Annotated in this window: 15 protein-coding genes, 1 tRNA gene and 1 pseudogene; 3 read left to right on the forward strand and 14 right to left on the reverse strand. The window is 73.2% G+C overall.

Annotation, left to right across the window (positions count from 1 at the left end):
• Positions 1–9: 9 nt before the first annotated feature.
• From OG823_RS12330 to OG823_RS12365, 8 genes are all read right to left on the reverse strand, one after another.
• Entirely contained in the window at positions 10–1131 is a 1122-nt protein-coding gene (locus OG823_RS12330) for an LCP family protein (protein ID WP_371479531.1), read from the reverse strand.
• A gap of 319 nt (positions 1132–1450) precedes the next feature.
• Positions 1451–3616 carry a transcription termination factor Rho gene (rho, locus tag OG823_RS12335; protein WP_371479532.1) on the reverse strand — a complete coding sequence of 722 codons (2166 nt, stop codon included), beginning with the start codon at positions 3614–3616 and terminating at the stop codon, positions 1451–1453.
• A 574-nt stretch (positions 3617–4190) separates the two neighbouring features.
• The gene (gene thrB, locus OG823_RS12340) at positions 4191–5108 is read right to left on the reverse strand and encodes a homoserine kinase (protein WP_371479533.1); all 918 of its coding nucleotides are present in this window, start codon (positions 5106–5108) and stop codon (positions 4191–4193) included.
• A 462-nt stretch (positions 5109–5570) separates the two neighbouring features.
• Positions 5571–6659, reverse strand: coding sequence for a threonine synthase (gene thrC, locus OG823_RS12345; RefSeq protein ID WP_371479534.1), 1089 nt, complete (start codon positions 6657–6659; stop codon positions 5571–5573).
• A gap of 8 nt (positions 6660–6667) precedes the next feature.
• Positions 6668–7960, reverse strand: coding sequence for a homoserine dehydrogenase (locus tag OG823_RS12350; protein WP_371479535.1), 1293 nt, complete (start codon positions 7958–7960; stop codon positions 6668–6670).
• Between the two features lie 131 nt (positions 7961–8091).
• On the reverse strand, positions 8092–9483 hold the full coding sequence (gene lysA, locus OG823_RS12355; RefSeq protein ID WP_371479536.1) for a diaminopimelate decarboxylase: 1392 nt from the start codon (positions 9481–9483) through the stop codon (positions 8092–8094).
• 104 nt (positions 9484–9587) lie between these two features.
• Positions 9588–11249: an arginine--tRNA ligase gene (argS, locus tag OG823_RS12360; protein WP_371479537.1), complete on the reverse strand. Its 1662-nt coding sequence runs from the start codon at positions 11247–11249 to the stop codon at positions 9588–9590.
• 142 nt (positions 11250–11391) lie between these two features.
• Positions 11392–11907, reverse strand: a complete 516-nt coding sequence (locus tag OG823_RS12365; protein WP_371479538.1) for a response regulator — start codon at positions 11905–11907, stop codon at positions 11392–11394.
• A 161-nt stretch (positions 11908–12068) separates the two neighbouring features.
• Between OG823_RS12365 and OG823_RS12370 the strand changes: the two genes are divergently transcribed.
• Positions 12069–12140: transfer RNA gene (locus tag OG823_RS12370), tRNA-Arg, on the forward strand.
• Between the two features lie 169 nt (positions 12141–12309).
• On the opposite strand, the gene OG823_RS12375 is transcribed toward OG823_RS12370, so the two are convergent.
• From OG823_RS12375 to OG823_RS12385, 3 genes are all read right to left on the reverse strand, one after another.
• The gene (locus OG823_RS12375) at positions 12310–13266 is read right to left on the reverse strand and encodes a serine protease (RefSeq protein WP_371479539.1); all 957 of its coding nucleotides are present in this window, start codon (positions 13264–13266) and stop codon (positions 12310–12312) included.
• Positions 13267–13510: 244 nt separating this feature from the next.
• Positions 13511–15151 (reverse strand): MFS transporter, encoded by a 1641-nt coding sequence (locus OG823_RS12380; RefSeq protein WP_371479540.1) that lies wholly within the window; start codon positions 15149–15151, stop codon positions 13511–13513.
• Between the two features lie 232 nt (positions 15152–15383).
• Positions 15384–17096: a DUF885 domain-containing protein gene (locus OG823_RS12385; protein WP_371479541.1), complete on the reverse strand. Its 1713-nt coding sequence runs from the start codon at positions 17094–17096 to the stop codon at positions 15384–15386.
• Between the two features lie 219 nt (positions 17097–17315).
• On the opposite strand from OG823_RS12385, the pseudogene OG823_RS12390 reads away from it, so the two are divergent.
• Positions 17316–18053: pseudogene (locus OG823_RS12390) on the forward strand (TetR/AcrR family transcriptional regulator); the annotation flags it as partial.
• Between the two features lie 155 nt (positions 18054–18208).
• On the opposite strand, the gene OG823_RS12395 reads toward OG823_RS12390, so the two are convergent.
• The 3 genes from OG823_RS12395 to OG823_RS12405 form a co-directional block, all read right to left on the reverse strand.
• On the reverse strand, positions 18209–19060 hold the full coding sequence (locus OG823_RS12395) for a fumarylacetoacetate hydrolase family protein (protein ID WP_371479542.1): 852 nt from the start codon (positions 19058–19060) through the stop codon (positions 18209–18211).
• A 228-nt stretch (positions 19061–19288) separates the two neighbouring features.
• Positions 19289–20515, reverse strand: coding sequence for a DUF6745 domain-containing protein (locus OG823_RS12400; protein WP_371479543.1), 1227 nt, complete (start codon positions 20513–20515; stop codon positions 19289–19291).
• A gap of 150 nt (positions 20516–20665) precedes the next feature.
• Positions 20666–20992, reverse strand: a complete 327-nt coding sequence (locus OG823_RS12405; RefSeq protein WP_371479544.1) for a hypothetical protein — start codon at positions 20990–20992, stop codon at positions 20666–20668.
• Positions 20993–21131: 139 nt separating this feature from the next.
• Here OG823_RS12405 and OG823_RS12410 point away from each other — a divergent pair, with 139 nt between their 5' ends.
• Positions 21132–22106: an STM4015 family protein gene (locus OG823_RS12410; protein ID WP_371479545.1), complete on the forward strand. Its 975-nt coding sequence runs from the start codon at positions 21132–21134 to the stop codon at positions 22104–22106.
• The last annotated feature ends 75 nt before the right edge of the window (positions 22107–22181 follow it).

Here is a 22181-nt window from a genome sequence, read left to right on the forward strand (position 1 = left end):
GGGTACGTCCTAGCGCTCGGCGGCAGGAGTCGTCGGGCTGGCCGACGGCGCCTGGGCGCGGGCCGTGGCGGCGCCCGAGGGCGTGGTGGCCGGGTTGGCGGGCTGGACGTTCAGCGCGGACTGCGGCACCGCCCGGTCGGCCTTCAGGGCGCCCCACAGCTGGTCCGCCACGGGCTGCTGGGCGACCACCCTGTTCGGGTCGGAGGGAGCCGTCACCACCGGCAGGGTGACCATGGTGAGCTGGTCGGGTCCGATGCCCTTGAGCGACTGCGCGAGACCGACCAGCGAGTTCACCGAGGCCAGGTCGGAGTCGGTGGTGATGCTGCTGGTGAGGGTGTCGCCGACGGACCAGAGCTTGACCGGGTTGGACAGCAGCCCGATCGAGCCGACCTGCTGCAGGACGGACTTCATCATCTGCTTCTGCAACTCGATCCGGCCCAGGTCGCTGCCGTCGCCGACGCCGTGCCGGGTACGGACGAACGCCAGGGCCTGCGTCCCGTTGAGGTGGTGGGTCCCGGCGGCCAGCTTCAGGCCGCTGTCCTTGTCGTCGATGGCCACCGAGGTCGTGACGGTGGCCCCGCCTATCGCGTCGACGACGCGGGCGAAGCCGGAGAAGTCGATCTCGACGTAGTGGTCCATCCGCAGCCCGGTGAACTGCTCCGCGGTCTTCACCGCGCACGCGGCGCCACCGGCCTCGTACGCACTGTTGAACATCGCCCGCTGGACGGCCGGTGTGGCCTTGCCGGCGGCGTCGGTGCAGGCCGGGCGGCTGACCAGGGTGTCACGTGGGATCGAGACCACCTCGGCCCGGGAGTGGTCCTGGTTGACGTGGACCACCATCGCGGTGTCCGACCGCGCGGTGTCACCGGTGGCCCCGCCCGCCAGCGAGCCGTTGGCGCCGGCCCGCGAGTCGGAGCCGAGGACGAGCAGGTTGAACGAGCCGTCGGTGGCGGCCGGGGGCCGGGAGGTGCCCAGGCGGGCGTTGATGTCGACGCTCTTGATGTTCGCGTTGAGCTTCCAGTACGCGTAGCCCGCCGCGGCGCCGCCGAGGACCAGGACGGCGACGAGGCCGCACACGGCGATCCGCAGAGCGCGGCTGCGCGGCCTGCGGCCCTTCTGGTGCTCGCCCATCCGGTCCCGTCCTCGCGTCTGCGGCAGGCACCCGGTGCGACCAGGGCTTTTGCCGGTTCTACGACGTATGGCCGATATGCCACTCTTTCGAGGATAGCGAAGCCGGTGGGGATGGGCGCCCGCTGAGCGGCCGGGCCCCCGCGGGCCCGGCACCTCGCCCGTCGTCGCCGGTACGGCGCCCCCGCGCGGGCCCGGCCGGGCCCCCGCGGGCCGGGCCACTCAGCGGGCCCCGGGGCGGACGCCGGAAACCCGGGAGCCCCGGGCCGCGTGTGCGGCCCGGGGCTCCCGGGTTCGTTCCGATCCGTCTCCCGACGGAGCGTCAGTCGCCCGACCCGGGGGTCGTCTTGGCGATCTGCATCAGGAACTCGGCGTTGCTCTTGGTCTTCTTCATCTTGTCCAGCAGCAGCTCGATCGCCTGCTGCGAGTCGAGCGCGTGCAGCACCCGGCGGAGCTTCCAGGTGATGGCCAACTCCTCGCTGCCCAGCAGGATCTCCTCCTTGCGGGTGCTGGAGGCGTCGACGTCGACGGCCGGGAAGATGCGCTTGTCCGAGAGCTTGCGGTCGAGCTTGAGCTCCATGTTGCCGGTGCCCTTGAACTCCTCGAAGACGACCTCGTCGGCCCGGGAGCCGGTCTCCACCAGCGCGGTGGCGAGGATGGTCAGCGAGCCGCCGTTCTCGATGTTGCGCGCGGCGCCGAAGAACTTCTTCGGCGGGTAGAGCGCGGTCGAGTCGACACCACCGGACAGGATGCGGCCGGAGGCCGGCGCCGCCAGGTTGTAGGCACGGCCGAGGCGGGTGATCGAGTCCAGCAGGATCACCACGTCGTGGCCCAGCTCCACCAGGCGCTTGGCGCGCTCGATGGCCAGCTCCGCGACCACGGTGTGGTCCTCGGCCGGGCGGTCGAAGGTCGAGGAGATGACCTCGCCCTTCACCGACCGCTGCATGTCGGTGACCTCCTCCGGACGCTCGTCCACCAGGACGACCATCAGGTGGCACTCGGGGTTGTTGGTGGTGATCGCGTTGGCGATCGCCTGCATGATCATCGTCTTGCCGGTCTTCGGCGGGGCGACGATCAGGCCGCGCTGGCCCTTGCCGATCGGGGCGACCAGGTCGATGATCCGGGTCGTCAGCACGCCCGGGTCGGTCTCCAGGCGCAGCCGCTCCTGCGGGTACAGCGGGGTCAGCTTGCCGAACTCGGGGCGGCCGCGGCCGCTCTCCGGGTCCATGCCGTTGACGGAGTCCAGCCGCACCATGGCGTTGAACTTCTCGCGGCGCTCGCCGTCCTTGGGCTGGCGCACGGCGCCGGTGATCGCGTCACCCTTGCGCAGGCCGTTCTTGCGGACCTGGGCGAGCGAGACGTAGACGTCGTTGCTGCCCGGCAGGTAGCCCGAGGTCCGCACGAACGCGTAGTTGTCCAGGATGTCCAGGATGCCGGCGACGGGGATGAGCACGTCGTCGTCGTTGACCTGCACCTCCGGCTGGCCCACGTCGAAGCCGTCCCGGCGGGTGCCGCGGCCCCGGCGGTCACGGTAGCGACCACGCCGGCCACGGCGGCCGTCGCCGAACTCGTCGTCGTCGTAGCCGCCCTGCTGGGGCTGCGACTGACCGCCCTGCTGGCTCTGGCTCTGGCCCTGGTTCTGGCTCTGGCCCTGGTTCTGGCTCTGGCGGTTCTGCTGGCCCTCGCCCTGGCCGGCGGACTGCTGGCCGGACTGGGGCTGGCCGCCCTGGCGCTCGGCACGGTCCCGGCGGTTGCGGCGGTCGCGGCGCGACTCACGGCTGTCGCCGTCCTGGCCGGCCTGCGCCTCGGCGCCGTCCTGGCGCTCGCTGCCGTCCCGGCGGTCGCGGCGGTCGCGACGGTCGCGACGGCTCTCGCTGCGGCCGTCCTCGGTGCGAGCCTCGAACGGGCGGGTGTCGGCCTGGCGGGTGTCGGCCTGCTTGGCCTCCGCCTGCTTCGCCTCGGTGGCGACCGCGGCGGCGGCCTCCTCGGCGGTCGGTGCGCCGGCGGCCGAGGTGGCGCGGCGGCGGGTGCGCTCGGCACGGGCCGGAGCGGCGGTCTCGGCGGCGGCCTGGACCGGGATGTCGATCTGGGACTGCGCGTCGGCCGCGGGGGCCTCGGCCTGGGCGGCGCGGGTGCGGCGGGCCGGCTTCTCGGCCGGCTCGGCGGCGGCCGGCTCAGCGGCGGCCGGGGCCTCGGCGGGGGCGGCCTTGGCGGCGCGCTTGGCCGCCGGAGCGGCCGGGGCGGAGCCGGCCAGCAGCGGGTCGCCGCCGCTCTTCTCCTTGATGGCGTCGATGAGCTGGCTCTTGCGCAGGCGGCCGGTGCCGCTGATGCCCAGCGTCGAGGCGAGCTTCTGGAGCTCGGCCAGGACGAGACCGTCCAGGCCCGCAGCGGCGGCGCGACGGCGTCGGGCCGGAGCCGCCGGAGCGGCGGCTGCGTCCGTCGCCTCGGCGTCCGGGCGCGCGCCCATCAGATCGGTGGTGTCGCTCACTAAGGGTCCTTCCCTGGAGCGGACGTCGGCCTGTCTGGCTCGGCGACCGGTTGTGCTGTCCTGGCCGACGCTCGTCTGCGTCGGCCCGAGGCTGTGGTCCCCCGAATGAAGGTGCCAGTCGGGAGAGAGCTGCGAGGTGCGGTGCGTGAAGCACTGGGTGGTGCTCAGTCGGCGCGGTGGGCCGGTCTCGTGCCGGCCTTGCTGCCTGCGAATCCCGGGCCCCCGTTGCGAGACGGCCCGTGCTCCGCCCGGGCGGGCCTCTAGGTAGGAGGCCGCGGGTGGGAGTCAGGTGCCGTCACGGCTTCGGGATGCGGCCGCAATCGCGCAGGCAGGCTGCGTACGCGCTGTGGTGGGCTCCCGGAGAATCGTGGTCCCGTGCATCGCCCGGACTCCGCGGAAACGGAGTACTGGGACAGGGACGCGGCGCACCGAGCCCCGGAGGGCACCTGGTGCAGCAATGAGGTTAACACTACCGACCCCCTCAGACATTCCCCAGCCTTGCGCTTGCCAATCGTGTCCGTACGTCCCTTCCGCACCGCACGGGCGAAAGCGACGACGGGACGAATCCGGCCGCTCAGACGTCGAGCGGGAGTACCGCCGCGCCGACGCGGTCGAGTTCGAGCCGGTGCGCGGCGAACCCGGGGCCCGCGAAGCCGAGCAGCTTCTCGGCGCTCTCCTCCGAGGCCAGCGCGAGCACCGTCGGACCGGCGCCGGAGATCACCGCGGGCACGCCCTCGGCGCGCAGCGCGCCCACCAGCCCGGCACTGTCGGGCATCGCGGAGGCCCGGTAGTCCTGGTGGAGACGGTCCTCGGTGGCGGCGAGCAGCAGCTCGGGCCGCCGGGTGAGCGCCTCGACCAGCAGGGCGGCGCGGCCGGCGTTCGCGGCGGCGTCGGACAGCGGGACGTTCTTCGGCAGCAGGCCGCGGGCGGTCTCGGTGAGCACCTCGGTGGACGGGATGAAGACCACCGGCACGACCTGCGCGGACGGTTCCAGCGTCACGGCCTTGGCGCGGTCCTCGTCCGTCCAGGCGATGGTGAAACCGCCGCGCAGACAGGCGGCGACGTTGTCGGGGTGGCCCTCCAGCTCGGAGGCGAGGGCGAGCAGCGCCTCATCGTCCAGCGCGGAGGGGCCGCCGATGGTGACGGCGCGGGCGGCGACGATGCCGGCGCAGATCGCGGCGGAGGAGGAGCCGAGGCCGCGGCCGTGCGGTATCCGGTTGGCGCAGACCACCTCGAGGCCGCGCGGCTGGCCGCCGAGGCGGTCGAAGGCGGCCCGCATGGAGCGGACGACCAGGTGGCGCTCGTCCCGGGCGAGGGAGTCGGCGCCCTGGCCGGCGATGTCGACGGCGAGCCCGGCGTCGGCGACGCGGACCACCACGTCGTCGTAGAGGCCCAGGGCGAGTCCGAAGGCGTCGAAGCCGGGACCCAGGTTGGCGCTGGTCGCGGGGACCCGGACCCGGACGGCGGCGGCACGGAACGCAGGACCGGCCATGGGCTGGACCCTCCTGGGGAGCTAGGCGCTGCCGCTCCCCGGACGAGGTCCGGCGAGCGTCGTTGCGAGGTGGTGGCGGGGGCGGTGGGGTGGCGGGCAACCCGGCCTGGCGCGGGCGGCGGCGGGTCGGGGGGCGGGGTCTGCTCGGCAGGGCCCCGGCGGGGGCGGGCGGTCACAGTCGACGGCGCGGCCCTGGGGTCGGGTCGGGCCCGGGGCATGTGCCACACGGCCGAACCCAGAGTATCGAAGAGAAGTTCCACAGCGGTACACCCCACCGCCGATCGGTCCGGTGTGTTGCCGGTTCTGGCCGGAATGCACGCCGCAATTGCGGGGAAAAGGGCCGGGAAATTGACACAAAAGTGTCATCCGAAGACGCCGGTGGGCCAACCCCCGAAAGGGTCGGCCCACCGGCGTCGCAGGTCCGGACGGGTGGCCCCGGCCGTTCGGAGCGTCCGTTTCCGGTCAGTCCAGCAGGCCCAGCCGACGGGCGGCGGCCTCCGCCTCGATCGGGACGACGGGGGGCTGCGGCGCACCGGCCACCGCCCAGTCCGGGTCCTTCAGACCGTTGCCGGTGACGGTGCAGACGATCCGCTGGCCCGGGTCGACCAGGCCGGCCTCCGCCTTCGCCAGCAGGCCGGCCACGCTGGCCGCCGAGGCGGGCTCCACGAAGACGCCCTCCTGCGAGGCCAACAGCCGGTAGGCGGACAGGATCTGACGATCCGTCACCTTGTCGATGAGGCCGCCCGAGTCGTCCCGCGCGGCGATCGCGTAGTCCCAGGAGGCCGGGTTGCCGATCCGGATCGCGGTCGCGATGGTCTGCGGCTTGAGCACCGGGTGACCGTCCACGATCGGGGCCGAACCGGAGGCCTGGAAGCCCCACATGCGCGGCAGCCGGGAGGACAGACCGTCGGTGGCGTACTCGCGGTAGCCCTTCCAGTACGCGGTGATGTTGCCCGCGTTGCCGACCGGCAGGACGTGGATGTCCGGGGCGTCGCCCAGCATGTCCACGATCTCGAAGGCGGCGGTCTTCTGGCCCTCGATGCGCACCGGGTTCACCGAGTTGACCAGCGCCACCGGGTACTTCTCGGACAGTTCACGCGCAAGGGTGAGGCAGTCGTCGAAGTTGCCGTCCACCTGAAGGATCTTGGCGCCGTGCACCAGCGCCTGGCCCATCTTGCCCAGCGCGATCTTGCCCTGCGGGACCAGCACCGCCGAGACCATGCCGGCGCGCACCGCGTACGCCGCCGCCGAGGCCGAAGTGTTGCCGGTGGAGGCGCAGATGACGGCCTGGGCGCCGTCCTCCTTGGCCTTGGAGATCGCCATCGTCATGCCGCGGTCCTTGAAGGACCCGGTCGGGTTGGCGCCCTCGACCTTGAGGTACACCTCACAACCCGTGCGCTCGGAGAGCACCTGCGCGGGGACGAGCGGCGTGCCGCCCTCCAGCAGGGTGACCACCGGAGTGGAGTCGCTCACCGGCAGCCGGTCGCGGTACTCCTCGATGAGGCCGCGCCACTGGTGGGTGTGCGCAGCTCTGTCGATGACTGCGTTCATGGTGCTTCCTACTCCCCTTCGACCCGCATGATGCTGGCCACGCCCCGCACGCTGTCGAGCGCGCGGAGCTTGTCGACCGTCGCCGAGAGCGCGGCGTCGGTGGCACGGTGGGTGACCACGACGAGCGAGGCGTCGCCGTCGCGTCCCTGCTGGCGCACGGTGTCGATGGAGACGCCGTGCTCGGCGAAGGTGGACGCCACCTGGGCGAGCACCCCCGCACGGTCGTCCACGTCCAGGCTGACGTGGTAGCGCGTGACGACCTCGTCCATCGGCATGGCCGGCAGCCGGGCGTAGACCGAGTCGCCGGGGCCGGTGGAGCCGGCGACCTTGTTGCGGCAGACCGCCACCAGGTCGCCGAGCACCGCGGAGGCGGTCGGCGCGCCGCCGGCGCCCGGGCCGTAGAACATCAGCCGGCCGGCCGCCTCGGCCTCGACGAACACCGCGTTGTAGGCCTCGCGGACGGAGGCGAGCGGGTGGCTCAGCGGGATCATCGCGGGGTGCACCCGGGCGGTGACGGAGCTGCCGTCGGCCGAGCGCTCGCAGATCGCGAGGAGCTTGACCACGCAGCCCATCTGCTTGGCGGAGGCGATGTCGGCGGCGGTCACCTCGGTCAGGCCCTCGCGGTAGACGTCCGCGGCGGTGACCTTGGTGTGGAAGGCGATGCCCGCCAGGATCGCGGCCTTGGCGGCGGCGTCGAAGCCCTCGACGTCGGCCGTCGGGTCCGCCTCGGCGTAGCCGAGCGCGGTGGCCTCCTCCAGCGCCTCCGAGTAACCGGCGCCGGTGGAGTCCATCTTGTCGAGGATGAAGTTGGTGGTGCCGTTGACGATGCCGAGCACCCGGTTGACCCGGTCGCCGGCCAGCGACTCGCGCAGCGGGCGGATCAGCGGGATCGCACCGGCCACCGCGGCCTCGTAGTACAGGTCGACGCCGGCCTCGGCGGCCGCGGCGTGCAGCTCCGTGCCGTCCTTGGCGAGCAGCGCCTTGTTCGCGCTGACCACCGAGGCGCCCTGTTTGAACGCGGACAGGATCAGGTGCTTGGACGGCTCGATACCGCCCACCACCTCGATCACGACATCGATGTCGCCCCGGTTGACCAGGGCCTCGGCATCGGTGGTGAGCAGGTGCTCGGGCACTCCCGGCCGGGCCCGGCCGGCCCGGCGGACGGCGATGCCGGCGAGCTCGACCGGCGCGCCGATGCGCGCGGCGAGGTCGGCGGCGTCCGTCGTCATGATGCGCGCCACCTCGGAGCCCACCACACCACAGCCCAGCAACGCCACCTTCAGCGGCCGCGTACGCATCATCCGACTCCGCTCTGCATTCTTCGTGTAATCCGGCGCCCTTTTCGGACGGGCACCGGACTTCGGTCTGTACCAGTCTCCGGGACTTTCCGTACGGATCTACGGTCGTTCCATGATCTGAGACAAGAATTTCGTCATCCGATATCGAGACGCAGGAGATCCTCCTCCGTCTCGCGCCGGACGATCACCCGGGCCGCCCCGTCCCTGACGGCGACCACGGGCGGCTTCAGCGCGTGGTTGTAGTTGCTCGCCATCGAGCGGCAGTACGCGCCGGTGGCGGGGACGGCGATCAGGTCGCCCGGTGCCAGGTCGGCCGGCAGGAAGGCGTCCCGGACCACGATGTCGCCCGACTCGCAGTGCTTGCCGACCACCCTGACCAGCATCGGCTCCGCGTCGCTGGTCCGCGAGACCAGCGCCACCGAGTACTGCGCGTCGTACAGCGCGGTGCGGATGTTGTCGGACATGCCGCCGTCCACGCTGACGTACGTCCGCAGGCCCTCCAGCGGCTTGATGGTGCCCACCTCGTACAGCGTGAAGGCCGTCGGGCCGACGATCGCCCGGCCCGGCTCCACGCTCAGCCGGGGCGCCCGCAGGCTCGCGGAGGCGCACTCGCGGCGGACGATCTCGGCCAGCGCGGCCGCGATCTCGGCCGGCTCGCGCGGGTCGTCCTCGCTGGTGTAGGCGATGCCGAGGCCACCGCCGAGGTCGATCTCCGGCAGCTCCACGCCGTGTTCGTCGCGCACCTCGGAGAGCAGGCCCACCACCCGGCGGGCCGCGACCTCGAAGCCCGCCATGTCGAAGATCTGCGAGCCGATGTGCGAGTGGATGCCGCGCAGTTCCAGGCTCGGCTCGGCGAGCACCTGGCGGACCGCCTCAGCGGCGGCGCCGCCGGAGAGCGAGAGGCCGAACTTCTGGTCCTCGTGGGCGGTCGCGATGAACTCGTGGGTGTGCGCCTCGACGCCCACCGTGACCCGGATCAGCACCGCCTGGCGCACACCCTGGCCGGCGGCGATCGCGGCCAGCCGGGCGATCTCCGCGTAGGAGTCGACCACGATGTGGCCCACGCCGGTCTTGACCGCGTGCTCCAGTTCGTCCGAGGACTTGTTGTTGCCGTGCAGCGCGATCCGCTCGGCCGGCATCCCGGCGGCGAGCGCCACCGCCAGCTCGCCCTGGCTGCACACGTCGAGGTTGAGCCCCTCCTCGTGCAGCCAGCGCACGACCGCCTTGGAGAGGAACGCCTTGCCCGCGTAGTACACGTCCGCGCCCTCGCCGAAGGCGTCCCGCCAGGCGCGGGCACGGCTGCGGAAGTCGTCCTCGTCCAGCACGTACGCCGGGGTGCCGTACTCGGCGGCCAGCGACTTCACGTCCAGCCCGCCGACGGTGGCCACACCCTCGGCGTCGCGGGCGACCGTACGGGACCACACCTTGGGATCGAGGACGTTCAGGTCGCTCGGCGGGGCCTGGTAGTGGCCCTCGGGCAGCACGTCGCCGTGGCGCGGGCCTGCGGGGTGGGCGGAGCGGCTCATTTCCTCATCCTCATGTGACTGGCTGGTGGAGGCGCTGGGCTATGGAAAGGGGCGGCGACGGTCGTGGACCGACCGTCACCGCCCCGTCGTCGCGTCGGGGGCGGTTACATCCGCTCGGGGGCTGTCACGCCGAGCAGCGTGAGGCCGTTGGCGACGACCGTCCGTGCGGCCTCCACCAGCCAGAGACGGGCACGGTGCGTGTCCGTCGTCTCCTCGTCGCCCTTGGGCAGGAAGATGCAGTTGTCGTACAGGCGGTGGTAGACACCCGCCACGTCCTCCAGGTAGCGCGCCACGTGGTGCGGCTCGCGCGTCTGGCCGGCCTTGGCCAGGATCCGCGGGAACTCGCCGAGCGCGCCGAGCATGTCGCTCTCCCACTGGGTGGCGAGCAGCTCGGGTTTGAAGTCCTCGGCCGTGCCCTTGTCGACGCCCAGCTCCTTGGCCTTGCGGGCCACGCCGCACATCCGGGTGTGCGCGTACTGGACGTAGTAGACCGGGTTCTCGTTGCTCTGGCTGGTCAGCACGTTGATGTCGAGCGTGATGGTGGAGTCGGTGGAGGAGCGGGCCAGGGTGTAGCGGGCCGCGTCCACCCCGATCCAGTCCACGACGTCGTCGATGGTGATGATGTTGCCGGCCCGCTTGGACATGCGGACCTCCTCACCGTCACGCAGCATCTTGACGAACTGGCCGATCTTGACCTCGATGTTGCGGTCCATGTCGTCACCCGCGCAGGCCGCGATGGCCTTGAGCCGGTTGACGTAGCCGTGGTGGTCGGCGCCGAGCATGTAGACCGAGACCTCGCTGCCGCGGTCCCGCTTGCTCAGGTAGTAGGCGGCGTCGGCGGCGAAGTAGGTCGTCTCGCCGTCGGCCTTGATCAGGACGCGGTCCTTGTCGTCGCCGAAGTCGGTGGTGCGCAGCCAGATCGCGCCGTCCCGGTCGAAGACGTGGCCCTGCTCGCGCAGCCGCCCGATCGCCTCCTCCACCGCTCCGGAGTCGTGCAGCGACCTCTCCGAGAACCAGGTGTCGAAGTGCGTGCCGAACTCGGCCATCGAGCGCTGGATCTCGGCGACCATCAGCTTGAGGCCCTCGACCCGGAAGGTCTCCAGCTGCTCCTCGACCGGCAGGTCGAGCACGCCGGGGATGCCGGCCACCAGGGCCTTGGCGATCTCCACGATGTACTCGCCGACGTAGCCGTCCTCGGGCGCGGGCCGGCCGTTGGCGGCGGCCTGCAGCGAGGCGGCGAACTTGGAGATCTGCACACCGGCGTCGTTGAGGTAGTACTCGGTGGTGACGTCGGCGCCGGTGGCCTTGAGGACGCGGGCGAGCGAGTCGCCGACGGCCGCCCAGCGGACGCCGCCGATGTGGATCGGGCCGGTCGGGTTGGCCGACACGAACTCCAGGTTGATCTTCAGGCCCTTGAGCGCCTCGTTGCGGCCGTACGCGGCGCCCGCCTCGACGATCGTGCGGGCCAGCTCGCCCTGGGTGGCGGCGTCGAAGGTGACGTTCAGGAAGCCCGGGCCGGCGATGTCGACCTTGGCGACCCCGGGCAGCTCTCGCAGGCGGGCGGCGACCAGTTCGGCGACGGCTCGCGGCGGCTTGCCGGCCGGCTTCGCGAGCTGGAGGGCCACGTTGGTGGCGTAGTCGCCGTGGTCCCTGTTCTTGGGCCGCTCGACGGTCACGTGCTCGGGCACGGCGACGGTCAGCTCGCCCGCCTCGACGGCGGTGCGCACTGCGGCCTGGACTGCCTGGGAAAGCTCTGCGGGTGTCACGACGCCAAGCGTAGGCGAGAGGGGGCACCCGGCCGCCACCCGGTTTACCCGTTGAGACGCCGGTCGGCGGTGGGCCCCGCACGCCCCACGGGCAGCCGACCGGCACGCCGTTGACCCTCCGGGCCGTCGGGAGGGCCGACCGTCAACCCCGATCCGTTCGCTGAGAGCGGAAATCTCCCGGGCCACCGAAGGGTTTGCCGAGCCGGCCGCCCCCCGTCGCTCCGCCGAGCCCTACGCCGTCACCGAAGCCGAACGCGAAGCCCGACGCGCGCTCGCCGCCGGTGCGCAGCGCCATCAGCCGGTGCACCAGCGCCACCAGATCGGCCGGGTCGAACGGCTTGCCGAGATACCCGTCCACCCCGACCGACTCGCCGCGGTCCAGATCCGCCGGGGTGCAGGCGCTCACGATGGCGATCGGCAGCCGACTGGTCGCCGGAGCGGCCCGCAGCCGGGCCGCCGTCCGCAGGCCGTCCAGCCGCGGCATCATCACGTCGAGGGTCACGACGTCCGGGTCCACCCGGCGGACCACCTCCAGGCATTCGGCGCCGTCGGCGGCAGTCACCACCTCGAAGCCCTCCAGCTCCAGGTTGACTCTGATCAGCTGGCGGATCACCTCGCTGTCGTCCACCACGAGGACCCGCCCGGACACTCCAGACACCTCACCGAGGGTAGCCGCGCCCCCACCGCGCCGTCCGGCCTTTGCGCACTTCCGTCCACCCGCGCGGGACCGCTCGCGACGCGGCCGTCAAAACCCGTGCACGGACAGCGCCGACGGCCTGGTAATGTTCTCCACGTCGCAGCAGGATCGCGACAGAGCAGGCCCCCGTAGCTCAGGGGATAGAGCACCGCCCTCCGGAGGCGGGTGCGTAGGTTCGAATCCTACCGGGGGCACTTCGCGAGAAGTGCTGAAGAGGCCCAGGTCAGCGGTTAGTTACCGCCAGCCTGGGCCTTCGTCATGTGCGGGGACGGGCGGTGCCCGTTGACGCTCGCGCGCCCGGCGGCGGCCGTGCCCCTCACGTCCGGGCGCGGTTCGGGGGCACGGGCTTGGACCGACGGGGCGTCAGGACGCCTCGGCCACGGCGGTTGCGTACAGGCTCGCGATGGTGTGGTCGAAATAGGAGCTGTAGGAGACGTCCGGGCTGTTCCCGCCCTCCTGGTAGCCGCCGATCAGGCCGATGACCGCACCGGTGGTTGTGCTGACCCAGGGGCCGCCGCTGGTGCCGCCGGGGAACGCGGGGCAGTCGATCACGCGCTGGTAGGTGTCCTGGCGGCCGGTGGAGTTCACGCAGACGATCGGGGTGTCGTCGGAGCTCGCGTAGCCGAACAGCCGGACCTCCGCGGTGAAGGTCTCGTCGGTGCCCAGGGGATGGGAGCCGACGACGTCCTCGATCTCGCGGCCGCCGGACGGGGCGACCTCCAGGATCGCGAAGTCCTCGTCCGGGTCCTTCTGCTGGTCCCAGCCGGTCGTGGTGTGCACCCCGGTGACCTTCCAGGTCCCGTACGGGGCCGAGCCCTCGCGGTAGCCGGGGACGAAGGTGGTGTTGCCCGAGCTGCTCAGGCAGTGGGCCGCGGTGAGCAGCAGGTTCCTGGTCGGGCTGTGGACCACGCTGGCGGTGCAGAAGTGCTTGCCGGTCGACACGGCGCCGCTGAACAGGGCGCCCACCTTGGCGGACTCGGCGTCGGCCGGGGCGTCCTGGGTGACACCGAGACGGACGCTCGCGCTGGGGCTCGCGGCGGCCCTGGCCGTGGCGGTCGGCGAGTCCGAGGACGCGGGCGAGGACGCGGGCGAGGCCGACGGTGGATCGGCGGCCCCGGCCGGGTCCGCGGAGGCCGTGAGCGCCGGATCCGCCCCGGCCCCCGCCACCAGGTCGGCGGACGAGGACGGGGCGGCGGGGTTCCGCGCGGTCAGGGCGTGGGCCCCGGTCAGGACGGCGACCACGGCCAGGGCGGCGCAGGTCGTCAGGACGGCCGGACGCAGGATTCGGCGACGACGTGGTGTACGGCGGTGGTGGGCCATACCGTTCCTCCTGCCCCGGCGACGGTTTGTCTACCGTCCGACTATGGGCCGCGGAGCTGGGAGCTCGGTGATCCTGGGCTGGGAGGCGGATGAGAATCCCCCGGGCCGCCCGACCGGTGCGCCCCGCGCGGCCCCGTCGGGCTGCCCGACCGGGGTGTACCGGGCCGACCACGGCGCGCGAGGTACGCCCGCACTCCGGCCGCCGGTGGTGGCCGGCGGCCGGCGGTCCGGACGGCGGGCGCCGTCAGGACTCCGATCTCAGCGAGTCGGACCGCCGGACGGCCAGCACGTCGGCGTTCGCGTCGGCGTCCGTCCTCGGGGGCTCGGCGGACTGCGCCTCGGAGGTCGCCGCCGCGCTCCGGCCGACACCGGCGGTCGCGGTCGCGGTCGCCGCCGCTGCCTTCTCGTCGTTCGTCGCCGGGTGGCCGGTGGCCTCGCCGGGCGCCGGGCGGTGGTTGATCATCAGGAACGCGATCAGCGCCGCCACCACCAGGATGACCATCGCCACCGTCGTGGCGACCGCGTAGCCGTGCACCGCGCCCTTCGCCTGGACCAGCGGGTCGGAGGCCACCCGGGAGGCCAGGTAGGTCGCGGTCACACTGGCCGCGATGGTGTTGAGCAGCGCGGTGCCGAGCGAGCCGCCCACCTGCTGGGCCGAGTTGATGGTGGCCGCGGCCGCACCCGCCTCGTTCGGCGCCACCCCGAGGGTGGCCAGGCTCATCGAGGGCATGAAGATCATGCCCATCCCGAGTCCGAGCAGTATCAGGCCGGGCAGCACCGTGGTCACGTAGGAGCTGCCGATGTTCAGCTGGGTCAGCACGGCCAGGCCGCCGGCGGCCAGCAGCAGGCCCGGAGTGATCAGGTTGCGGGACGGCACTCTGGTCATCAGCCGCGCCGCGATGCCGGTGGAACTCAGGACGATGGCCACTGTCATCGGCAGGAAGGAGACACCGGTCAGCACCGGCGAGTAGCCCTTGATCACCTGTAGGTAGTAGGTCAGGAACAGGAAGACGCCGAACAGGCCGATCATGGCCAGGCCCACCGACAGCGCCCCGCCACCGCGGTTGCGCTCGCCCACGATGTGCAGCGGCAGCAGGGGATGGGTGGTGTGCTTCTCGACCAGCACGAAGGCGAGGAGCAGCAGCACGCCGAGGATGAGCGAGCCCAGCACCAGCCAGTCGATCCAGCCCCGGTTCACGGCCTCGGAGGTGCCGTACACGATGGCGAGCAGACCGCCGCAGCCCAGGAAGGCTCCGGGCAGGTCGAGTCTCACCCGGCGGCCCTTGGCGATGTGGTCGGAGGTGAGCACGTAGAAGGCCGCGAAGGCGGTCACGATGGCGATCGGCGTGTTGACGAAGAGGCACCAGCGCCAGTTCAGGTACTCGGTGAGCAGGCCGCCGGTGATCAGGCCGATCGCGGCGCCACCGCCGGCGATCGCACCGAAGATGCCGAAGGCCGTACTGCGCTCCCTCGGATCGGAGAAGGTGGTGGAGAGCAGGCCCAGGGCGGAGGGGGCGAGCAGGGCGCCGAACGCGCCCTGGAGGGCGCGGGCCGCGAACAGCATGGTCGGGCCGCCCGCCGCACCGCCGATCGCGGAGGCCGCGGCGAAGCCGAGCAGGCCGATCACGAAGACGCGTTTACGGCCGAAGAGGTCACCCAGTCGTCCGCCGAGCAGCAGCAGCCCGCCGAAGGCCAGCGTGTAGGCGGTGATCACCCACTGGCGGTCGGCGTCGCTGATGCCCAAGTCCTTCTGGGCCGACGGGAGGGCGATGTTCACGATGGTGATGTCGAGGACGATCATCAGCTGGGCGACGGCGATGACGGCCAGCGCCCACCAGCGGCGGGAGTCCGCCGATCGATCGCCACTCAGAGCATGAGAAGACACTGGAGAGCCTTCCGGAGAGATCGGAGAGGACACGCAGTCGCCTTCCAGCCAAACGCCGGAACCGGCGATTGGCAAGGAAAATTGCCCCCAAATCCTCCCAACTGGGACTTAAGTCCCAAACATCTCGTTCTTCTGTCCCGGATCGGCGGTCGCCCGCGGCGAGGGGACGGGGAGCCGGGGCCCGCCCCCGGTGGCCCCCGCCCCGGCCGGGCCCCGTCCCGCCCCGCCCCGGCTACAGCGCGGCCAGCTCCGCGACCAGGTCGTCCAGGCCGAGCGAGCCCTGCGACAGCGCGGCCATGTGCCAGGCCTTGAGGTCGAAGGCCTCGCCGCGCGCCTCGTGCGCCGCCTTCGCCGCCGCCCGTCCGCGCAGCCAGGCCCGCTCGCCGAGCTTGTAGCCGATCGCCTGGCCCGGCATGCCGAGGTAGCGGACCAGCTCGCTGTCCAGGAAGTCGGCGGAGAGCCCGCAGTACTGCCCGAAGAACACCCGGGCGTCGTCCGGCAGCACCGGCTCACCGGGCTTGAACGGCGAGTCGGCGGGGAAGTCCAGGCCGACGTGCATGCCGATGTCCACGATCACCCGCAGCGCCCGCATCATCTGGGCGTTGAGGTAGCCGAGCCGGTGGCCGGGCTCGGTCAGGTAACCGAGCTCGTCCATCAGACGCTCGGCGTACAGCGCCCAGCCCTCCAGGTTCGCGCTCACGCCGCCCAGGCTGACCTGGTAGGTCGACAGCCGGTCGGCGACGTAGTTCCACTGCGCCAGCTGCAGGTGGTGGCCGGGAACGCCCTCGTGGTACCAGGTCGAGACGAGGTCCCAGACCGGGAAGCGGTCCCGGCCCAGCGTCGGCAGCCAGGTGCGCCCGGGCCGCGTGAAGTCCAGCGACGGCGCCGTGTAGTACGGGGCGGCGGCGCTGCCGGCCGGGGCGAGCCGGGACTCGACCCGGGTGACCGGCTCGGCCAGGTCGAAGTGGGTGCCCTGGAGATCGCCGATCGCCTGGTCCATCAGGCCCTGGAGAAAGTCGCGGGCGGCCTCCTCGCCCTCGATCGCCGGTCCGTGCGACTCCAGCCACTTCATGGCCTGCATCGGGGTGGAGCCGGGCAGCACCTTCTCCGCCTCGGCCCGCATCCGGGCGTCGATGTCGTGGAACTCCCGCCAGGCCCAGCCGTACGCCTCGTCCAGGTCGAGGTCGGAGCCGGTCCAGTAGCGGACCCAGCGGGCGTAGCGCTCGCGGCCGGTGGTGTCCGGCGCCCCGGCCGCGGCCGGGCCGTAGACGTCGCGCAGCCAGTCGCGCAGGTCGGCCAGGGCCTCGGCGGCGCGGACGGCGATCTCGGTCAGCCCGGTCCGCAGCCCCTCGGGGGCTCCCTCGACGAACTGCCCGAACCAGCCACCGGGGGTGTCCTGGTCCAGCCACTCGCCGAACTGGCCGATCACGGTGGTGACCTGCCGGGGCCCGGAGAGCAGCCCGCGGGCGACGCCCTCCTCCAGCGTCACGCGGTACTCGGCGAGCGCCTGCGGCAGCCGGGCGAGCCTGCGGCCGATCCGCTCCCAGTCCTCTTCGGTGGCGCTCGGCAGCAGCGTGAAGACCTCGCGCACGTTGTGCACGGGCGAGCCCAGGTTGCGGACCGCCCGCAGGTTCTCGCCCGCGTCGTGGACGGCGAGTTCGGCGGTCAGCCGCTCGCGCAGCAGCCGGGCGCAGCGGCGCTCGGCCTCGTCGGCCGAGGCTCCGGCCGCCTCGGCCGCGTCGAGCTCGGCGAGGACGCGGCGGGCGAGGTCGGCGAGGGCCTCGGTGCCGGCCGGGGAGAGGTCCGGGAGTCTGTCGTCGTCGGGGTCGAGGCCGAGGTAGACCGCGGTCAGCGGGTCGAGGTCGGCGAGGGCGCGGACGTAGTCGTCCGCGATGCGGCGGGGGGTGGTGCCGCCCTGGCGGGAGTTGATCAGTTCTTCAACCATCCGGACATCCTGTCGCAGCCCGGCGCGATTGCAAGCCTCTCCGGGCAGGCTCCCGCCGACCACCCGGCGGCGCGTACCCGCCGGGCCGGGCCGGGTGGCGGGAGCGGCGTGGTGCGGGTGAGGTGACGGGCCGCGTCGCCGTCGCCGCCTCGGGGCCCTGCGGCAAGGGGCCCCGACGGTCAGGGTCGGATCGCCTGGTCCGCCGCTACGCTGACCGGCATGAACGCCAGCCCAACGCCTGACCCGTCCTCACCAGAGGCCCGTCCCCGCCGCACGGGCTACCGGCGGCTGCCGGTGCAGCAGCGGCGTGAGCAGCTGATCGCCGTCGCGTTGGAACTGTTCGCCGCCCGCCCGCCCGAGGAGGTCGGCCTGGACGACGTGGCCGAGGCCGCCGGCGCCTCCCGGCCGCTGGTCTACCGCTACTTCGCCGGTGGCAAGCAGCAGTTGTACGAGGCCGCACTGCGCAGCGCGGCCGAGGAGCTGATCAGCCGGTTCAAGGTGCCCAAGGACGGCACGCCGACCCGGCAGCTGGCTGCGGTGCTGGACAACTACTTCGCCTTCGTGGCCGAGCACGACACCGGGTACGCGGCCCTGCTGCGCGGTGGCTCGGTGGTGGAGACCGCGCGGACCTCGGCCATCGTCGACGAGGTGAGGCGCACGGCGCTGCGCCGCACCCTGCGGCATCTGGGGGTGCGGCAGGCCGGGCCCCGGCTGACGATGCTCGTGCGGTCCTGGATCTCGGTGGTCGAGGGCTCGTCGCTGAGCTGGCTGGACGAGGGCCGGCAGATCCCCCAGGACGAACTGCGGGACTGGCTGGTGGACGAGTTCGTGGCGATGAGCGCGGCGATGGCGCCGCGCGATCCGCAGACCGCCGAGGTGCTGGCCGGGATGCTCGCGCTGGAGGAGCCGGACGGCCCGGCGGTGGTACTGCTCGGGCGACTGCGCTCGCTGCTCGGACCGGACTCGGCGCTCGGACCGCGCTCGGCGCTCCGACCACGGAGCCTCCGGCCGCGGGAGCCGCCGGCCGTCCGACCGCCCGGGCACCGCTCCGCCCGCGATCCCGGCGCCGCACCGGTCGCCCCGGCCCCCGTGCCCGGGGCCGGGTCGTCCGGTCAGGCCTTGCCGAGCACCTGGCGCTGGCGGCCGAGGCCGTCGATCTCGATCTCGACCACGTCGCCCGGCTGCAGGAAGGCCGTGCCCCGGTGGCCCAGGGTGACGCCCGCCGGCGTGCCCGTGACGATCACGTCGCCCGGCTCCAGCACCATGAAGTGGGTCAGGTAGCGGACGATCTCCAGCACCGGGAAGATCATCTCGGCGGTGGAGCCGTTCTGCCGCAGACCGCCGTTGACCCAGGCCCGTACCGGCAGCCGCTGCGGATCCGGAACCTCGTCCGCGGTGACCAGCCAGGGCCCGAGCGGGGTGAACGTCTCCGCCGACTTGCCCTTGTCCCACTGGCCGCCGCGTTCGAGCTGGAACGCCCGCTCGGTGACGTCGTTGGCCACCGTGTAGCCGGCGACGACGTCCGCCGCGTCCCGGTGGGTCTCCAGGTAGCGGGCCCGGCGGCCGATCACGACGGCCAGTTCGGCCTCGTAGTCGGTCTTCTCGGCGCCGCGCGGCACCAGCACCTCGTCGTACGGGCCGACCACGGTGTCGCTCGGCTTGAGGAAGACCACCGGTTCGGTGGGGATCTGCGCCCCTGCCTCGGCGGCGTGGTCGCGGTAGTTCAGGCCGATGCCGACCACCTTGCCCGGCCGGGCCACGGGCGCGCCGACGCGCTGCCCCGCGATGTCGGTGACCGGCAGGTCGCCGGCGGCCACCGCCCGGGCGAGTTCGGCCGGATCCAGCCCGGCGAGGAAGGCGCCGTCGAGGTCGGGGGTCCGGCCCGAGAGGTCGTACGCGGTGCCGTCGGGGCCCAGTACGACCGGGCGCTCGGCGCCGGGAGGGCCGACACGGAGGAGCTTCATTTGACCGTCACCACCTGGTTCGTCGCAGCTCACCGGGCAGGCCGCACACCTCACCCGGTCTATGCATCCGAGGTATATCAACCCTTCACGCCTGCGAACCAGACCGTCCGGCTCGGCGAATTCCTATCAATTCCTCCAAAGGGCCGGGCTCGGGAATCGGTCGCCCGTACGGTTGACAACGCCCCGGGCCCCGCCCGGCCGACGCGGCGCGGGCCTCGCCGCGCGCGCTCAGGTCTCCCGCTGCGGCCGGTACTCCTGCTCGCCGATGCCGAACGTCCAGGCGACGCCCGCCCGGGCGGTCCGGGTGGTGGGCGGCACCCGCAGCCAGTACGTCCGGAAGGTGCCGTCCGGCTCGGCGGTGGAGTTCACCACCTCGACCATCACCGCCGGCTCGTCGCCGGGCAGCAGGATCCGCCAGAGCACGCCGGTCTCGTCCCGGTGCAGCGGCTCGGCACCGGACTCGGCGAGGTAGCGGTCGTAGCCGTAGTGCTCCAGCATGACCCGGCGCAGTTCGGCGTTCTCCTCCTCGCGGATGCGCTCGGCGGTCAGCTCGCCCAGCCCGGCCAGGAAGTCGGCGGGCACCGGCATTCCGCGCCAGGCGTGCACGGCGAAGCCGTCGGGGTACGCGAGTGCCGGGCCGTCCGCCCGGTCGAGGCGGCCGGCCTCGTCCCGGTGCAGTTCGGCCGGACGGGCGCTGAGCAGCGCGACCCGCTCGTACGGCCACCACCAACCCGAGCCACGGGCCACGGCGGCCAGCCCGGCCAGCGGCTCCGTGTCGCCGGCGAAGCCGGGGCCGGCGGCGTCGAAGACTGCCAGCCAGGGCGCGTCGTGCTGGCCGAGGACGGCGTCCAGCAGCGCCAGCCGGACGGCGCCGACGGCCCCGACGGCAGCCTCCCGAAGGCCCTGGTTCGCGCCCTCGTCGACCTCCGGGGCCAGCCGGTCGCCCACCACCCCGCGGATCCGGCCGGCCAGCGCCTGCGTCTGCGGCCACAGCTCACCGCCGGTCAGCGCCCAGAGCGAGGCCCAGCCGGACGCGCCGAGCCGCTCGTGCACCAGCCGCCTGGCCCGCTCCCACGGCCCGGTCCGAACCGCCTCACGGACGCTCGCCCCGCCGGCCCCGGCCACCGCCGCCACCCCGGCGGCGGACAGCCGCTCACCGGCCGCCGCGAGCACCGCGGCGGCCCCCGCCGCGCCGGGGCCGGCCAGCACGGCGGCCGATCCGCCGCCGAGCAGCAGCGCGGCCGCCGTCGCCTCCAGGGGCGACTCCAGCCAGACCACCGTGTCGGGCTCGCGGAGCCCGGCCGCGCGGTAGGCCGCGCGGACACCGCGCTCGGCCGCCGCACGGTCCGCCCCGGCCGCCTCACCGGCGGGCGCGGTGGCAGCCGCCACCCGGCGCCAGTCGGCCGCCACCTCGGCGGTGCCGCTCACGCGCCCGGCCTGCTGGGCCTGCGTCATCGTCTCGTTCCCCTCTTCGTCACTGCGGGCCCGGCTCGGTGGACCCGGCTCGGCGGACCCGGCTCGGTGGACACGGCTCGGCGGACCCGGCTCGCGGGACCCGGCTCGCGGGAGTCCGGTCGGGCGGGTTTCGGGTCGCCGCGGACCCGGTCAGTCGGCCACGACGCGCACCGCGCCCGGCGTGTACTCGCGCTGGCGCACCACCCGGTACCAGCCCTTGGGAAGCGGGATCACGGCGTGCTCCTCGTGCACCACCCGCCCGCCCTCCGGCAGGCGCAGCCAGGCCGCGGCGAACGGGCCCGGCTCCCGGAGCAGTTCGCCCGGCCCGACCACCGCGTGCGCGTGACCGGTCACCTCGCCGAGCGCCAGCACCAGCCGGCCCCGGGCGTCACGCGGCTGCCGGGGCAGCGCGCCGGTGCTCGCGGGCACCAGCGCCTCCTCCACCGGAACGATCAACACGTCACCCTGCCGGTACACGGCGCCTCCCCACGTTGCCTGCGTTCTGACGACCGGGCAGACGCTACGGCGAGGGTCCGACAGCGGACCCCGTCGACGGCCCGTGACCGGCGGCTGATAGGAATCCCGGGACCAGCACGGGCCATGCACAGGGAGCGGAATGACCATCGGCGCGCACCTCAGGGAGTTCCACGGCCTCCCGGTCCTCGACTTCCCCAGGCCCGGCGACCCGACCGAGCTGCCCGCGACCGGCAGCGTCGCCTGGCGGCTGCGGGTCGACGAGCAGTGGGAGTCCGGGCCGTCCTACCGCCGCCACCTGCTGGAGCCGTTCGCACAGAAGTGGGAGCGCTTCGTCGCCACCGTGGATCCGGCGCAGGTGAAGGCTCTGGTCGTCGGCCGGTGGGCGGAGTACTTCGAGGTGCCCGCCGAGGAGATCGTGGGACTGCTGACCGGCGCCGCCGACCGGTTCACCGGGCTGCGGGCGGTCTTTCTCGGCGACCTGGTCGGCGAGGAGTCGGATCTCGCCTACATCCAGCTCTGCGACCCGGCCCCGCTGCTGGAGGCGTACCCCCTGCTGGAGGAGCTGGCCGCCCGCGGCGCGGACACCTTCGCGCCCGTCCGGCACGAGGCGCTGCGCACCCTGCGCTTCGAGAGCGGCGGCCTGCCCTCCGCCGTCCTGGACGGCGTCCTCGGCGGGGAGTTGCCCGCGCTGGAGAGCCTGGACCTCTGGCTGGGCGTCGACGAGTACGGCGCCGACATCACCGTGGCGCAGCTCCAGCCGCTGCTGGACGGCACACTCTTCCCCCGGCTGCGCCACCTCGGCCTGGAGGACAGCGAACTCCAGGACGAGATCGCGGCCGCCGTCGCCGGCGCACCGGTGGTCCCCCGGTTGGAGAGTCTGAGCCTCGCCCTCGGCACCCTCACCGACGACGGCGCCGCCGCACTGCTGACCGGCCAGCCGCTCACCCACCTCAAGCGGCTCGACCTCCACCACCACTTCCTGAGCGACGCCCTGACGGAGCGCCTGCGCGCCGCCCTGGAGCCGGCCGGGACGGAGCTGGATCTGGCCGACCCGCAGGAGCCCGAGGAGGAGGAGGACGGCGAGATCTGGCGCTACGTCGCCAACGCCGAGTAGCCCGCGGCCCCGGGCGCCGTTCGAGTCCGTCGCCTGAAGCCCCACCGCTTCGAGCCCGGCCGCTCGAAGCCCCAC

It is taken from the genome of Kitasatospora sp. NBC_00315 (genome assembly GCF_041435095.1).
GTDB lineage: Bacteria > Actinomycetota > Actinomycetes > Streptomycetales > Streptomycetaceae > Kitasatospora.

Coding starts and splice junctions, on each gene's coding strand:
- OG823_RS12330 (WP_371479531.1), bottom strand. CDS start 1,131: ATGGGCGAGCACCAGAAGGGCCGCAGGCCGCGCAGCCGCGCTCTGCGG.
- thrB (WP_371479533.1), bottom strand. CDS start 5,108: ATGGCCGGTCCTGCGTTCCGTGCCGCCGCCGTCCGGGTCCGGGTCCCC.
- thrC (WP_371479534.1), bottom strand. CDS start 6,659: ATGAACGCAGTCATCGACAGAGCTGCGCACACCCACCAGTGGCGCGGC.
- OG823_RS12350 (WP_371479535.1), bottom strand. CDS start 7,960: ATGATGCGTACGCGGCCGCTGAAGGTGGCGTTGCTGGGCTGTGGTGTG.
- lysA (WP_371479536.1), bottom strand. CDS start 9,483: ATGAGCCGCTCCGCCCACCCCGCAGGCCCGCGCCACGGCGACGTGCTG.
- OG823_RS12375 (WP_371479539.1), bottom strand. CDS start 13,266: ATGGCCCACCACCGCCGTACACCACGTCGTCGCCGAATCCTGCGTCCG.
- OG823_RS12385 (WP_371479541.1), bottom strand. CDS start 17,096: ATGGTTGAAGAACTGATCAACTCCCGCCAGGGCGGCACCACCCCCCGC.
- OG823_RS12395 (WP_371479542.1), bottom strand. CDS start 19,060: ATGAAGCTCCTCCGTGTCGGCCCTCCCGGCGCCGAGCGCCCGGTCGTA.
- OG823_RS12400 (WP_371479543.1), bottom strand. CDS start 20,515: ATGACGCAGGCCCAGCAGGCCGGGCGCGTGAGCGGCACCGCCGAGGTG.
- OG823_RS12410 (WP_371479545.1), top strand. CDS start 21,132: ATGACCATCGGCGCGCACCTCAGGGAGTTCCACGGCCTCCCGGTCCTC.